We start from the raw sequence: 14,130 nt of genomic DNA on the forward strand, positions 1-14,130 counted from the left end.
ACCCTAGTTCGCGGCTCGCGGGCGGGTCAGGCGAGCCTCCACACCTGGAACCCGGGGCCGTCGCCGGGCAGCCGGAGCGCGTCCGGCGTCACGTCGAGGGCCGCGCCGCCGTAGAGGTTCTCGGCGTCGTGGCCGGGCGCGAGCAGGTAGCGCGGGAGGTCGGCGCCGGACCACGGCGCGCGGGCGGCGAGCACGAGCACGCGCTCGTCGGCCGTCTCGCGCAGGAACGCCACCGCGTCGGGCCCGACGACGGCCCAGCGCAGGCCGCCCTCCCGCAGCGCACGGCTCCCCCGCCGCACCGCGATCAGCGCGCGGTACACCTCGAACGTCGCCGCGTCCCACCGCGACGCGTCGCCCGCGGCGATCGCGTCCCACGGCATCGGCACGCGCGCGTGCTCGCCGTTGACCCCGCGCAGCCCGCCCTCGTCCCCCGCGAACATCGCGGGCGTGCCCGGGTAGGTGAACAGCAGCGCGGCGGCGACCTCGACCCGCTCGCGCGAGCCGACGACGGTCCGCAGGCGCGCGGTGTCGTGCGAGCCGAGCATGTTCCACTGGTGCCGCGTCACGGCCCACGGCACGGCCGCGTCGAACTCGCGCATCGACTGGACCATCGCGTGCCCGTCGCGGCTGGGCACCGGCACCGGCATCCCGAGGAAGCCGAGCTCCGAGCCCGGCTCCGCGAGCCACGTCCACACCGGCCGCGTGAACGCCGAGTAGTTCATGTTGGCGTGCCAGCCGTCGCCCGCGAGGTCGGGGCCGGCGTCGTGGAAGTGCTCGCTCACGAGCACCGAGTCCGGGTTGACCGCCTGCATCGTGCGCCGGATCGTGCGGGCGAGCTCGTGCGTGCGGTCCTCGCTCGCGTAGCGCCCGGTCATGTTGGCGACGTCGATGCGCCAGCCGTCGAGCGCGTAGGGCGCGCGCAGCCAGCGGGCGATGACGGACTCGGGCCCGTCGACCATGCGCTGCGCGAGCGGGCGCGCCGCGTAGTTGAGCTTGGGCAGCGACGCGTGCTCGAGCCACCCGACGTAGCCCGGCGCGGCGTCCGTCCAGTAGTAGAACGACGCCTCCTCGCTCGTGCGGTCGGCGCACGCGCGCTCGAACCACTCGTGGCCGGCGCCCGTGTGGTTCGTCGTGAGGTCCCCGACGAGCCGCAGGCCCCGGGCGTGCACCGCGGCGGACAGCGACGCGAACGCGGCGTCGCCGCCGAGCAGCGGGTCGACATGGTCGAACGTGCGCGCGTCGTACCGGTGGTTGGACCGGCTCGGGAAGATCGGGGTGAGGTACAGCGTGTCGACGCCCAGCCGCTCGAGGTGGTCGAGGTGGGCCTCGACGCCCGCGAGGTGCCCGCCGAAGAGCTGCTGCGAGACGCCCGGTCCGGCCGGGATCGGCTCGTCGTCCCAGCGCGCCGGCACGGCCCAGTCGGGCAGCTCGCCCTCGGGGAGCCCGTCGTGCGAGCCGGCGCGCGCGAAGCGGTCGGGGAACACCTGGTAGACGACGGCCGACGAGAGCCACGCCGGCGCGGGCGCGTGCACGGTGAGCCGGAAGTCGGCGACGTCCGGGACCTCGCGCGCGTGCACGCCGCGCCCGTTGAGCCACCGGTAGCCGCCGGGCTCGTCGAGCAGCGCGCGGTAGCCCGTGACCGGGTTGTGCACCGGGACGTCCGCGACGTACCAGCGCTCGTGCGCGTCGGCCCGGTCGAGGCGCGCGGGCTCGACGCGCGGCTCGCCGTCGCGCACCGTGCGCACCCAGACCGCCCGCTCGGTGCCCGACGCCGGGACGCGGAACCGGACGGGCACGACGTCGCCCAGCGCTGGGGTGCCGGCCGGGACGTACACCTCCGAGCCGTCGTGGTGCGGCTCGTCGAGCAGGTGGCGCACGCGGGTCGCGGCGTCGAGCGTCGTCACCCCTTCACCGAACCGGCGGTCAGGCCCGAGACGATGTAGCGCTGCAGGAACTGGAACAGCAGGAGCACCGGGATCGCCGCGAGCACGGCCGCCGCGGCGAACAGGCCCCACGGCGCGTTGCGCTCGTCGGACGCCCACACGTACAGCCCGACGGCGAGCGTGTAGTTCTCGACGCGGCTCAGCACGATCTTCGCGAGGATGAACTCGCCGAACGCCGAGACGAACGACAGCAGGCCGACGACCGCGAGGATCGGCGAGACGAGCCGCAGGATGATCGTGAAGAAGATCTGCGCGTGGCTCGCGCCGTCGATCTTCGCGGCCTCGTCGAGCTCGCGCGGGATCGTGTTGAAGAACCCGTACATGAGGAACGCGTTCACGCCGAGCGCGCCGCCGAGGTACACCGCGATGAGCGCGAGCCGGCTGTTGAGGCCCAGCGCGGGGAACACGTCGCCGAGCGTGAGCAGCAGCAGGAAGATCGCGACGAAGGCCAGCATCTGCGGGAACATCTGGACCAGCAGGAGCGCCGTGAGCGACGCACGCCGGCCCTGGAACCGGAAACGGGAGAACGCGTACGCCGCCGCTGCTCCCATGAGCACGGTCCCGAGTGCCGTGGCCGTGCACACGACGAGCGAGTTGACGGCCCACAGCGGGAAGTCCGTGCGCGCCAGCTCGGCGTAGTTGGCGCCGCTGACGTCGCTGAAGAGCTTGTTCGAGCCCGTGAGCGTGCCGCCGGCGTTGAGCGACGCGGACACCACGTACAGCAGCGGGGTCACGCACACGACGACCATCACGACGCCGACGACGTGGCGCCAGCCGACCTCGCGCCACCACCGGACGCCCGTCACGGGCGCGTGCAGTTCGACGGACGCGCGGGCCATCACAGCTCCTCGAGGGTCTTGGTGCGCCGGAACGCGGCGTAGGAGATCGCGCCGACGATGACGAAGATCAGGATCGACACCGCGCTCGCGAGGCCGTACTGCTTGACCCCGCTCTCGAAGGCCACGGCGTAGACCATCGAGATGAGGATGTCGGTGTGCCCGACGAGGACCGGTGAGCTCTCGAAGTTCGGCCCGCCGCCCGTGAGCATGTAGATCAGCGTGAAGTTGTTGAAGTTGAACGCGAAGCTCGAGATCAGCAGCGGGGCGACCGAGATCATCAGCAGCGGCAGCGTCATCGAGCGGAACACCCGGAACGCGCCGGCGCCGTCCATGCGCGCCGACTCGATCACGTCGGACGGGATGGCCTGCAGCGCGCCCGTGCAGACGAGGAACATGTACGGGAAGCCGAGCCAGAGGTTGACCAGCAGGATCGAGAGCTTCGCGAGCCACGGGTCGGTGAGCCAGGGGACGTCGGCGCCGCCCAGCAGCACCTCGTTGATGAACCCGAACCGCGGGTTGAGCATCCCGCGCCACACGAGCGCCGCGAGGAAGCCCGGGAACGCGTACGGCAGGATCAGCAGCGAGCGGTAGAACCGGCGACCGCGCACCCGCGGGTCGTTGAACACGATCGCGAGGAACAGCCCGAGCCCGAAGGTCGTGACGACCGAGAGGATCGCGAACGCGAACGTCCACGCGAGGATCGTGAAGAACGGCCCGGACAGGCGCGAGTCGCTGAACATCGCGGTGTAGTTCTCGAACCCGACGCCCACCCGCCAGCCGGGGGTCAGGCGTGAGCCGTCCTCCGCGGTGAACGTGCCGTAGCGCGACGGGGTGTACACGGTCCCGGTCTCGAGGTCCGTGAACGTGTCGGCCGCCTCGTCGTACGCGACGCTCGGCGTGTACACGTACCCCGTCGAGCCGTCCTGCGTGCGCAGGCTGCCCTCCGACGCGTCGTCGGACACCGGCACGCGCAGCTCGGTGATCTCGCCCTGCCGCTGCGCGATCTGCGCGAGCCCCAGGACCTCGAAGCCCTCGACGTCCGTGATGCGGTCGCCGTCGGCCTGCGCGCCGTCGACGGTCTCGAGCGGCTGCTCGGGGGTCCCGACGCGGACGTCACCGTCCTCGTCGACGATCCCGAGCCCCAGCTCCTCGCCGCGCGAGAGCACCGTGACGGGGTAGGTCGGCGAGCCCTCGACGCGGCGCTCGGTCTGCACCTGGATGGCGCTGATCGCGTCGGCCTTGGTCGAGTTGTGGCCGTCGCCGTAGTTCGTGAACGACACGTACCCCGTGTAGGCCATGACGAAGAGCTGGTAGACGAGCAGGAACAGCAGGCCCGGCACCAGGTACTTGCCGGGCAGCATCCGCCGCGAGAAGTAGACCCAGTTCACCGCGACGAGCGCGAGGACCAGGAACACGACGATGCCCCACGACTGGACGGCGGCCGCGGCGAGGATGCCGTAGAGCCCGAGCGCGTCGACGAGGGCGACCAGCACGAGCTTGACGACGAAGCCCGGCTTGATGTCACGGGCGTGCGAGGTGACCGACCTGCGGCGGGGCTCGGGAGCCGGGGTCCGGGGTTCGGGCCCGGCCGTCGCGGGCTCCGTCTGCTGGGTGCTCATGCGTCCTCCATCGCGCGATCCTGCGCGCCCCGTCACCGCGGGCGGCCGGGTGCGGGGGTGGTCCTGGGCCGAGGGGGTCCCGGCGTGCGCCGCCGGAACCCCCTCGGGTGTGCTGACCTCGGGTCTGTGCGCCCGCGAGGTCAGCCGTCGATCGCGCCCTGGATGTTGGTGACCATCGCGGTCCACGCGCCGGCCGGGTCGGTCGCCTGGCCGCCGATGAGCTGGACCTCGGTCGTGCCCCAGAAGCTCCAGACCGAGCCCATCTCGGGCAGCGACGGCATCGGGGCGCCGGTCGCGCCGGCCTCGTTGAAGCCCGCGAGGACCTCGTCGTCGATCTTGTCGGCCGAGGCGGTCAGCGCCGGGACGCGGCCGCCGGTCGCGTACAGCTCGTCCTGGATCTCCTCGGTCGTGAGGTAGTTCGTGACGAAGTCGTTCGCGAGGACCGAGTTCTCGGTCTTGGCGCTGATGAACGCGCCCTGGACGCCGACGAACGGCTTGGCCTCCTCGCCGCCCGCGCTGGGGACGGGGAGCACGGTGATGTCCATGCCGGCCTCGACGAACGCCTCGGCGTACCAGGGGCCCGTCACGATGTACGGGGTCTGGCCGTCGAGGAACGCCTGCTTGGCCTTGTCGCCGTCGACCGCCGGGTCGAGGACCTTCTCGGCGCCGAGCTTGGCGAGGTACGCGGCGAACGCGGTGCCGGCCTCGCCGCCGAGCGCGAGCTCGGGGGTGTAGGAGCCGTCGGCCGCCTGCGCGAAGACGGGGGCGCCGAACGACGTCTGCAGCGGGTACAGGTGGTACGCGTCGCCCTGGTCGCCCTGCTGGATGACGACGGGGAACGGCGTGCCGGCCGTCCTGCCCTGCGCGACGAGCTCGTCGAACGTCGCGGGCGTCTCGGTGAGGAGCGCGTCGTTGCGCACGAGCGCGATGTTCTCGATCGCGTACGGCACGCCGTACTGCTTGCCGTCGTAGGCGAACGCGGTGATCGCGGACTCGGCGAAGTCGCCGGCCTTGTCGCCGAGCTCGACGGGGGCGACGACGCCGTTGTTGACGAACTCGCCGGTCCAGTCGTGCGCGCCGATGACGACGTCGGGGCCCTCGCCGGTGGGGACCTGGGTCACGAAGTCGGTGCGGATGTCGCCCGAGGCCTTCTGCACGAGGTCGAGCTGGACGCCCGTCTCCTCCTGGTAGGACTCGGCGACCGGCTTGAACGAGTCGATGCGGGTCTCGTCGACCCAGACCGTGAGGGTTCCGGTGAGCTCGGGGGCCGCCGAGCTCGCGTCGCCGGTGGGCTCGTCCGACGAGCCGCTGCAGGCCGAGAGCGTGAGCGTCACGCCGAGGGCCGCCGCAACGAGGGGGATGCTCCGTCGCATCTTCGTGTCTCCAAGGATCTGTGGGGCTGCCTCCGTCGGGGGTGTCCCGCCGACGCCGGCCTGGTGTGACGGACGCTAACCCGCTTGTCTTCGTTCTTGCAACTCGTTACGGTAACTTTCAGGCAACGCTTTCACACCACCGTTCCTCCAGGGCCCCAGCACCGGACTGTGCCCACGTGCCCCACATCCGGACGAGGAGGTCCCGTGTCCCTTACGCTGCCCCACGTGCGCACGCGACTGATGGACCTGGCCGAGCAGGCAGGCGTCAGCACCGCCACGGTCTCGCGCGTGCTCAACGGCAAGCAGGGGGTCTCCGCCCAGACCCGCCAGGCGGTGCTCGCGGCGCTCGACGTGCTCGGCTACGAGCGCCCCGAGAAGCTGCGCACGCGCTCCGCGGGGCTCGTCGGGCTCGTCGTCCCCGAGCTGTCCAACCCCGTGTTCCCCGCCTTCGCCCAGGTCATCGAGTCGATGCTCTCCGAGCGGGGCTACACCCCCCTGCTGTGCACGCAGTCCCCGGGCGGCACGACCGAGGACCAGTACGTCGAGATGCTCCTCGAGCACGAGGTCGACGGGATCCTCTTCGTCTCCGGCCTGCACGCCGACACGACGGCCAGCAAGGAGCGGTACCACCGCCTGCGCAGCCGCGGCGTTCCGATCGTGCTCGTCAACGGCCACGCCGAGGGCGTCGACGCGCCCTCGATCTCCAACGACGACCCGTCGTCGATGGAGCTGTCCGTGCGCCACCTCGTCTCGCTCGGGCACCGGCGCATCGGGCTCGCCATCGGCCCCGACCGGTTCGTCCCCGCACAGCGCAAGGTCGTCTCGTTCGCCGAGCAGCTCCGCCGCCAGCTCGGCGAGGAGGACGCCGCCGCGCACGTCGTGACGACCCTGTTCACGGTCGAGGGCGGGCAGGCCGCGGCCGGCGAGCTCATCGAGTCGGGCCACACCGCGATCATCTGCGGGTCCGACCTCATGGCCCTCGGCGCGATCCGGGCCGCCCGCCAGCGCGGCCTCGACGTCCCGACGGACCTCTCCGTCGTCGGCTACGACGACTCCCCGCTGATCGCGTTCACCGACCCGCCGCTCACGACCGTGCGCCAGCCCGTGCAGGCCATGGGGCACGCGGCGGTCAGCGCGCTGGTCGCCGAGATCAGCGGCACCAAGGCCCCCCGCAGCGAGCTCCTGTTCCACCCGGAGCTCATCGTGCGGGCATCGACGGGCGCAGCGCCCGCCGTACGCTGATCCTCAGCAGCACGACCCTGCGCCGCCGGTAGCGACCGGCGCCGGCGCGTCCCCACGGACGCGACCTCGCGCACCTGCACCGGGCGCAGCAGCCCATCCCCAGCCAGAGACGAGGCACAGCCCTGTGACGACCACAGACCCGCGCACCCGCACGCTCGACACGACCCTCGTGCACACCGAGGGCTCCCCCACCGAGGAGTGGTGGCGCCACGCCGTCATCTACCAGGTGTACCCGCGCTCGTTCGCGGACGGCTCCGGCGACGGCATCGGCGACCTGCCCGGCATCACCTCGCGGCTCGAGCACCTGGCGACCCTCGGGGTCGACGCCGTCTGGCTCTCGCCGTTCTACCGCTCCCCGCAGGCCGACGCGGGCTACGACGTGGCCGACTACCGCGACGTCGACCCGCTGTTCGGCACGCTCGCCGACTTCGACGTGCTGCTCGAGCGCGCGCACGGCCTCGGCATGCGGGTGATCGTCGACCTCGTGCCGAACCACACCTCGGACGAGCACGTCTGGTTCCAGGCCGCCCTGGCCGCCGGCCCGGGCAGCGCCGAGCGCGAGCGCTACCTGTTCCGCGAGGGCCGGGGGGTCGACGGCGACGAGCCGCCGAACAACTGGCAGTCGATCTTCGGCGGCCCCGCGTGGACCCGCACGACCGACGCCGACGGCACGCCCGCCCAGTGGTACCTGCACATGTTCGACACCCGCCAGCCGGACCTGAACTGGGAGCACCCCGAGGTCCGCAGCGAGTTCGAGGACGTCCTGCGGTTCTGGCTCGACCGGGGCGTCGACGGCTTCCGCATCGACGTCGCGCACGGCATGGTCAAGGCCCCGGGGCTGCCCGACTGGGACGGCGAGGTCACGATGGTCGACGGCGCGAGCCCGGCCGACGACGGCTCGACGGGCGCCGGCAACCAGGGCCCGATGTTCGACCAGGAGGGGGTCCACGACATCTACCGCGCGTGGCACCGCATCCTCGCCGAGTACGACGGTGACCGTGCGCTCGTCGCCGAGGCGTGGGTCGAGCCGCTGACCCGCCTCGCGCGCTACGTCCGCCCCGACGAGATGCACCAGGCGTTCAACTTCTCTTTCCTCACGACCCCGTGGGACGCCGCCGCGCTGCGCTCCGTGGTCACGGCCTCGCTCGTCGCGAGCGACGGCGTCGGCGCGCCCACGACCTGGGTGCTCTCCAACCACGACGTCGTGCGCCACGCGTCGCGGCTCGGCCTGAGCACGCCCGGCGCGCGCCCCAACGGGATCGGCGTCGGCGACGAGCAGCCCGACGAGGAGCTCGGCCTGCGCCGCGCCCGCGCCGCGTCGCTGCTCATGCTCGGGCTCCCCGGCTCGGCGTACCTGTACCAGGGCGAGGAGCTCGGGCTGCCCGAGCACACGTCGCTCGACGACGACCTGCGCCAGGACCCGGCCTGGTGGCGCTCGGGCCACACCGAGCGCGGCCGTGACGGCTGCCGCGTGCCGCTCCCCTGGTCGGCCGGCGAGCCCGGGCTCGGCTTCTCGCCGACCGGCGCGACCTGGCTCCCCCAGCCGGAGTCGTGGACGCGCTTCGCGCTCGACGCGCAGCAGGGCGTCGAGGGCTCGACGTACGAGACCTACCGGGCCGCGCTGCGCGTCCGCCGCGAGCAGGGCCTCGGCTCGGGCTCGCTCGCGTGGGTCGACGCCCCCGACGTGCTCGGCGGCGAGGTGCTCGCGTTCCTCAACCGCGACGTGCTCGTGCTGACGGTCTTCGGCGGCGCGCCGGTCGCGCTGCCCGAGGGCGCCGAGGTGCTGCTCGCGAGCGGGGAGCTCGCGGCCGAGGACGGGCGTGTCGTCGTCCCGGCCGACACGACCGTGTGGGCCCGCCTGGCCTGACCGCTCCTGCGCGACGACGGCGCCGGCCCCGAGGTTCGCCCGGGACCGGCGCCGTTCTCGTGCGCGGGCTCAGCCCTGCGCGCGCGCCCCGACGTGCAGCGCCACCGCGCTCCCGGCGGGCACGCGTACGACGGCCTCGCCCTCCTCGACCCGCACCGGTTCTCCCGTGCACCGCGGCGCGTCCGCGCCCGCCGCGACCGTCGGGCCCGCGAGCACGTCGCAGTACGCGCCGTCCGGCAGCGTCGTCGGCACGCGCGCCTCGAGGGTCGCGTCGCCGCCGTTGACGACGACGGTCCCCCGCTCACCGCGGCTGAGCGCGATCGCGTCGCCGTCCTCCCACCGTGCCCCGACCGGGTCGTCCCCGACCGCGGAGCGCCAACCGACCATGCCCTCGACCGCGCGCCACCGGTGCTGGCACACCCACTCGCCGTCCGCGTACGCCCGGTCGCCACCCGCGTCGTCGGGGCACGCGGCGTCGAGCACCGCACCGCCGGGGTCCTGCTCCGGCCCGGCGTCGCGGTCGCTGAACGCGTAGCCCGAGTACACGACCGGGCGTCCGTACCCCGTCGCGAGCATGAGCACGTTCGCGAGCACGTGCTCGGCGCCGTCCGCGTAGCCCAGCGTGCTGCCGCCCCGCTCGGTGTCGTGGTTCTCGACGAAGATCCACGCCTTCTCGGACGGCAGGTACGACGACCCCGAGCCGAGCTCGGTGACCAGGCGCAGCGAGCCGCCGCGGATCATCCCGGTGACCTCACGGCCCCAGGCGAACTCGAGCACGTCCCCGGACCCGGAGTACTGCTCGGGCACCACGGGCTCGCCACCGCCGCGGATCACCTCGGAGACGATGCGCGTGCCCTCGGGCAGCCGCTCGACGAGCGCGGCGACGTCCTCGGCCGGCACGTGCTTCGCGGCGTCGATGCGGAAGCCGTCGACGCCGAGGCTCAGCACGTCCTCGAGGTAGGCGACGAGGCGGTCCTGCACCGCGGGGCGCCCGGTGGCGAGGTCCGCGAGGTTCACGAGCTCGCAGTGCTGGACCTCGTAGGCGTCGCGGTAGTCGGCGATGTCGTCGGCGGGCGGGACGCCGCAGTGGTGGAAGTCCCCGGCGGCGTCGGACCAGGTGCCCGGGTAGTCGTAGTGGGAGTACGCCGACCCGGCCCAGCCGGTCCCGGGCTCGTCCTGACCGGTCATGTGGTTGACGACCGCGTCGACCACGACGTCGACGCCCGCCTCGTGGCAGGTCTCGACCATCGCGGCCAGCTCCGCGCGCGTGCCGAGCCGCGACTCGAGCAGGTAGGACACGGGCTGGTAGGCGGTCCACCACGCGTCGCCGCGGACGTGCTCCTGCGGCGGCGACGTGAGCACCCAGCCGTAGCCGGCGGGTCCGAGGCGGTCGGTGCACTCGCGCGCGATCGCGTCCCAGGTCCACTGGAAGAGCTGCACGCCGACGTCGCGTGCGCCGGCGGGCTCGAGGGCGTCGTCCTCCGCAGGCGTGCACGCGGCGGCCCCGGCGGCGAGCCCGAGGGCGAGGAGCACGGCGGCCGCGCGTCGGCGCCGCCCTCGGGTGGGTCGGGTGCTGCGCTGCACGGGGCTCCTGCCGTCGTCGGAACGGCTGCAAGCGTACAGAAACTTGCAACCGGCGACGGCGGCGCGGCGCGGCTGCCGCCGGCTCAGCCGCCCGAGACGCTCAGCTCGGCCTCGTGCAGAGCGCGCCGGAAGTCGTCGCTCAGCTCGCGCGACGCGAGCCAGCCCTCGGGCAGCGTCGGGCGCTTCGGGGAACCCGCGCGCCCCCGCTGCCCCTCGGCCGCCTCCCCGGGGTACGGCTGGTCGAGGTCGAGCGCCCCGAGCCGGTCGTCGAGCTCCGCGAGCGTCGACACCAGGCCGAGCTTCGCGCGCAGCTCACCGCCCACGACGTACCCCTTGAGGTACCAGGCCATGTGCTTGCGCATCTCGCGCAGCGCCTTCGACTCGTCCCCGAAGTGCTCGATCATGAGCTCCGCGTGCCTGCGCACGACCGCGGCGACCTCGCCGAGCCCCGGCCGGCGACGCTCGCCCGACCCGGCGAACGCCGCCGCGAGGTCTGCGAACAGCCACGGCCGGCCCTGGCAGCCGCGCCCGACGACGACGCCGTCGCACCCCGTCTGCGCGACCATCGCGAGCGCGTCCTCGGCCGACCAGATGTCGCCGTTGCCGAGCACCGGGATGTCCGTCACCGTCTCCTTGAGCCGCGCGATCGACTCCCAGTCGGCGGTGCCCGAGTAGTAGTCGGCCGCGGTCCGGGCGTGCAGCGCGACCGCCGCGACACCGACCTCCTGCGCGACGAGGCCCGCCTCCAGGTACGTCAGGTGGTCGTCGTCGATGCCCTTGCGCATCTTGACGGTCACGGGTACGCCGTACGGGCTCGCGGCGTCGACCGCGGCGCTGATGATCGAGCGGAACAGGTCCCGCTTCCAGGGCAGCACCGCTCCCCCGCCGCGCCGGGTGACCTTGGGCACCGGGCAGCCGAAGTTGAGGTCGACGTGGTCCGCGCGGTCCTCGGACGCGATGAGGCGCACCGCCGCCCCGACGGTCGCGGGGTCGACGCCGTAGACCTGGACCGAGCGCGGCTTCTCGTCGGGCTCGTGCGAGATGATCCGCATCGACTCCTCGCCCCGCTCGACGAGCGCGCGCGACGTGACCATCTCGGCGACGTAGAGCCCGGCGCCGGACTCGCGGCACAGCCGCCGGAACGCCGCGTTCGTCACGCCCGCCATCGGGGCGAGCACGACGGGGGTGTCGATCGTCAGGGGCCCGATGCGCAGCGGTGGGAGGACGCGCGTGCCCGCTCCGGGCGCGGCGGCGGCCGGGGCTCCGCCCGGCGTCGGGGCGGGCACGGTGGGGGTCACGATCGCAGGCGTCACCCCTCGATTGTCCCCCACGCGGCGCGGGTCCCCCGGGGCCGTCGTGCTGCAGCCCGGAGGAGCCCTGCGCCGGGCCGCCGGGCGGAGGCGCCACGGCGCACCGACGTGACGCAGCCGCGCACGTCCGCACGTCGCGGGAGCACCCGGGTGACGTCCGGACTCAACCTTCGGGGTGGGTCGTGCGTCTTCTACGGTGTGACCACCATGACGAGCGGCACCCTCGCCTTCCCCGGTGACCCCCCGGACCTGCCCCCCGAGGAGGTCGTCCTCGTCGAGCGCGTCGCCCGCCGCGGTGCCGCACAGCGCGCGCAGACCCGCGAGGTCGACGCCGCGGGCCGCGACGCGGAGTTCGCCGCGTTCATGTCCGAGCACGGCGACGACCTGCTGCGCACCGCGTGGCTGCTGTGCGGCGACGCGCACCGGGCCGAGGAGCTCACGCAGCAGGCGCTCGTGCGCACGTACGCCGCCTGGGCCCGCGTCCGCACCGGCGACCCGCTCGCCTACACCCGCCGTGTGCTCGCGAACCTCCGCGTCGACTCGTGGCGGCGGCGACGTCGCGAGGTGCTCACCGCGCCCGAGGACCTGCCCGACGGCAGCGCGTCCCGCAGCGGCTCGACCCCGGCGGCCGGCCGCGACCACCAGGTCGCCGCCGCCGACCGCGACCTGCTCGTGCGCGCCCTGGCGACCCTGTCCCCGCGCCAGCGCCGCATCGTCGTCCTGCGCCACCTCGTCGGGATGCCCGAGGCCGAGGTCGCCGCCGACCTCGGCGTGAGCGTCGGCACCGTGAAGTCCACGGCGTCCCGCGCGCTCGCCTCGCTGCGCGGTGTGCTCGCCGCCGACCCCTCCGCCCCCATCGCTCGTGCGAGGAGCCCCCGATGACCCGCACCCCGCCCCCGACCCGGCTCCTCGACCCCCGCGAGGACGAGGTCGTGGCCCGCCTGCACCGCTACGCGACCGCGGGCGCACCGCCCATGCAGCTCGCGGCGGACGACGTGATCCGCGCGGCGCACCGCCGCACGGCCACCCGGCGCGTGCGCGGCGCGGCCGTCAGCACGCTCACCGTCGTCGCCCTCGCGCTGGGCGGGACGTACGTCGCGGGCCTCGAGCACACCGCCGACGACACCCCCGCGGTCCCGGGCGACCTCCGCGTCGTGACGGTCGCCCAGGGGGTGACGGCCGCGTCGTTCCCGGCACGCGTGCGCGGCGAGGCCGACGCCGTCGACCTCGGGCTCGGCTTCCCCGACGTGCCCGTCGGCGCCGCCCTCACGCTGAGCGAGGACGCCGGGACGCTGTTCGTCGACCTCCCGCTCGACGCCGGGGCGAACCTGGCCGGCGCGAGCGTGCACACCGTGCGCCTCGACCCCTGGACCGACGAGGACTCCACCACCGGCACGACGTTCCGGATGGTCGCGAGCACCGACGGCCGCGAGATGCTGGTCCTCGGCACGGTGCCGCAGTGGGTCGAGGACCCGGTCGTCGAGCTCGTCGGCGAGCAGCAGCCCGGATTCGTGCCCGTGGCCGGCGGCACCGCGGTCGACCGGGTCGAGGTCCCGACGTTCGACGCGCCGGGCGACGGCACCGGCCGGGTGTACGCGGTGCGGCTCGCGTCGGAGTCCGCCGCGTCGCAGTCCTGGCTGCGCATCGACGACCTGCGGCTCGTGCCGGTCGTGACGGGGGCGGGCGGCACCCGGGTGCTCGGTGGGGAGTGCCGCGGCGCCGAGCCGCGGTGCGTGCTCGACACCGTCCAGGGGCTCGTCGAGGACGTGGAGGCCGCGACCGTCGAGGTCGCGTCCGGGATCGTCGCGACCTCGCGGCTCGGGGTCGACCTCGACCGCGACGAGCGCACCGCTGCGCTGCCGGCGCTCGACCTCGGACTCGACCTGCCCGACCCGGCGGCGCCCGGCCGGCTCGCGGTCGTGCGGGACCCGAACGCGCCGCCGCCGGCCACGACGAACGTCCCGGCGTCGATCGGCGTGGACGGCGCCCGCCCGCTGCCCGACACCGCCTGGCGGACCGCGCTCGGCGGCGCGCGCGAGAACGCGCTGGTGGACGTCGTCAGCACCGTCACGGCATACGCCGCACAGGGTGACGCGTGGGTCCTGACCGGGACCGTGCCGGGGTCGGTGGCTCCGGACGCGCTCGCGCGGATCGAGCTCGCCGCCCCCGTCGTGCGCGCGGACGGGACCCGGGGGACCACGATCGACGTGCCGACGTTCGACCCGATGTCGGGCGACGGCAGGCGCGCCTACGTCGTCGTCGTGGGACCCGACGCCGGCCTGCCCGACCCGACGAGCGGCCGGTCCCCGCTCGCGCCGGCGCCGACCACGTTCGTCGAGCGCGCGCGCTGACG

Annotated in this window: 10 protein-coding genes; 4 read left to right on the forward strand and 6 right to left on the reverse strand. The window is 74.1% G+C overall.

What is annotated here, in order from left to right:
- Window positions 1-26 precede the first annotated feature (26 nt).
- The 4 genes from NXY84_RS13830 to NXY84_RS13845 all read right to left on the reverse strand — a co-directional run bounded on the left by NXY84_RS13830 (window position 27) and on the right by NXY84_RS13845 (window position 5,774).
- Window positions 27-1,904: a glycoside hydrolase family 13 protein gene (locus tag NXY84_RS13830; protein ID WP_258723659.1), complete on the reverse strand. Its 1,878-nt coding sequence runs from the start codon at window positions 1,902-1,904 to the stop codon at window positions 27-29.
- The gene (locus tag NXY84_RS13835) at window positions 1,901-2,782 is read right to left on the reverse strand and encodes a sugar ABC transporter permease (RefSeq protein ID WP_258723660.1); all 882 of its coding nucleotides are present in this window, start codon (window positions 2,780-2,782) and stop codon (window positions 1,901-1,903) included. The genes NXY84_RS13830 and NXY84_RS13835 overlap by 4 nt, the downstream gene beginning before the upstream one ends.
- On the reverse strand, window positions 2,782-4,401 hold the full coding sequence (locus NXY84_RS13840) for an ABC transporter permease subunit (RefSeq protein ID WP_258723661.1): 1,620 nt from the start codon (window positions 4,399-4,401) through the stop codon (window positions 2,782-2,784). Before NXY84_RS13840 ends, NXY84_RS13835 begins: the two co-directional genes overlap by 1 nt.
- Window positions 4,402-4,541: 140 nt before the next feature.
- Entirely contained in the window at window positions 4,542-5,774 is a 1,233-nt protein-coding gene (locus tag NXY84_RS13845; RefSeq protein ID WP_258723663.1) for a sugar ABC transporter substrate-binding protein, read from the reverse strand.
- Window positions 5,775-5,999: 225 nt separating this feature from the next.
- On the opposite strand from NXY84_RS13845, the gene NXY84_RS13850 reads away from it, so the two are divergent.
- A complete protein-coding gene (locus NXY84_RS13850) occupies window positions 6,000-7,016 on the forward strand; it encodes a LacI family DNA-binding transcriptional regulator (protein WP_396126228.1) in 1,017 nt (338 codons plus the stop codon).
- A 124-nt stretch (window positions 7,017-7,140) separates the two neighbouring features.
- Window positions 7,141-8,883, forward strand: a complete 1,743-nt coding sequence (locus NXY84_RS13855) for a glycoside hydrolase family 13 protein (protein ID WP_396126229.1) — start codon at window positions 7,141-7,143, stop codon at window positions 8,881-8,883.
- 69 nt (window positions 8,884-8,952) lie between these two features.
- On the opposite strand, the gene NXY84_RS13860 is transcribed toward NXY84_RS13855, so the two are convergent.
- Together NXY84_RS13860 and dusB are read right to left on the reverse strand one after the other, a co-directional pair.
- Entirely contained in the window at window positions 8,953-10,467 is a 1,515-nt protein-coding gene (locus tag NXY84_RS13860; protein ID WP_258723664.1) for an alpha-amylase, read from the reverse strand.
- Window positions 10,468-10,550: 83 nt separating this feature from the next.
- Window positions 10,551-11,765 carry a tRNA dihydrouridine synthase DusB gene (gene dusB, locus NXY84_RS13865; RefSeq protein WP_396126401.1) on the reverse strand — a complete coding sequence of 405 codons (1,215 nt, stop codon included), beginning with the start codon at window positions 11,763-11,765 and terminating at the stop codon, window positions 10,551-10,553.
- A gap of 219 nt (window positions 11,766-11,984) precedes the next feature.
- On the opposite strand from dusB, the gene NXY84_RS13870 reads away from it, so the two are divergent.
- Both NXY84_RS13870 and NXY84_RS13875 read left to right on the forward strand, forming a co-directional pair.
- Window positions 11,985-12,659 carry a SigE family RNA polymerase sigma factor gene (locus NXY84_RS13870; RefSeq protein WP_258723665.1) on the forward strand — a complete coding sequence of 225 codons (675 nt, stop codon included), beginning with the start codon at window positions 11,985-11,987 and terminating at the stop codon, window positions 12,657-12,659.
- Window positions 12,656-14,128, forward strand: coding sequence for a hypothetical protein (locus NXY84_RS13875; RefSeq protein WP_258723666.1), 1,473 nt, complete (start codon window positions 12,656-12,658; stop codon window positions 14,126-14,128). Before NXY84_RS13870 ends, NXY84_RS13875 begins: the two co-directional genes overlap by 4 nt.
- Window positions 14,129-14,130 lie beyond the last annotated feature (2 nt).

It is taken from the genome of Cellulomonas sp. NS3 (genome assembly GCF_024757985.1).
In the GTDB taxonomy this organism is placed as follows: domain Bacteria; phylum Actinomycetota; class Actinomycetes; order Actinomycetales; family Cellulomonadaceae; genus Cellulomonas_A.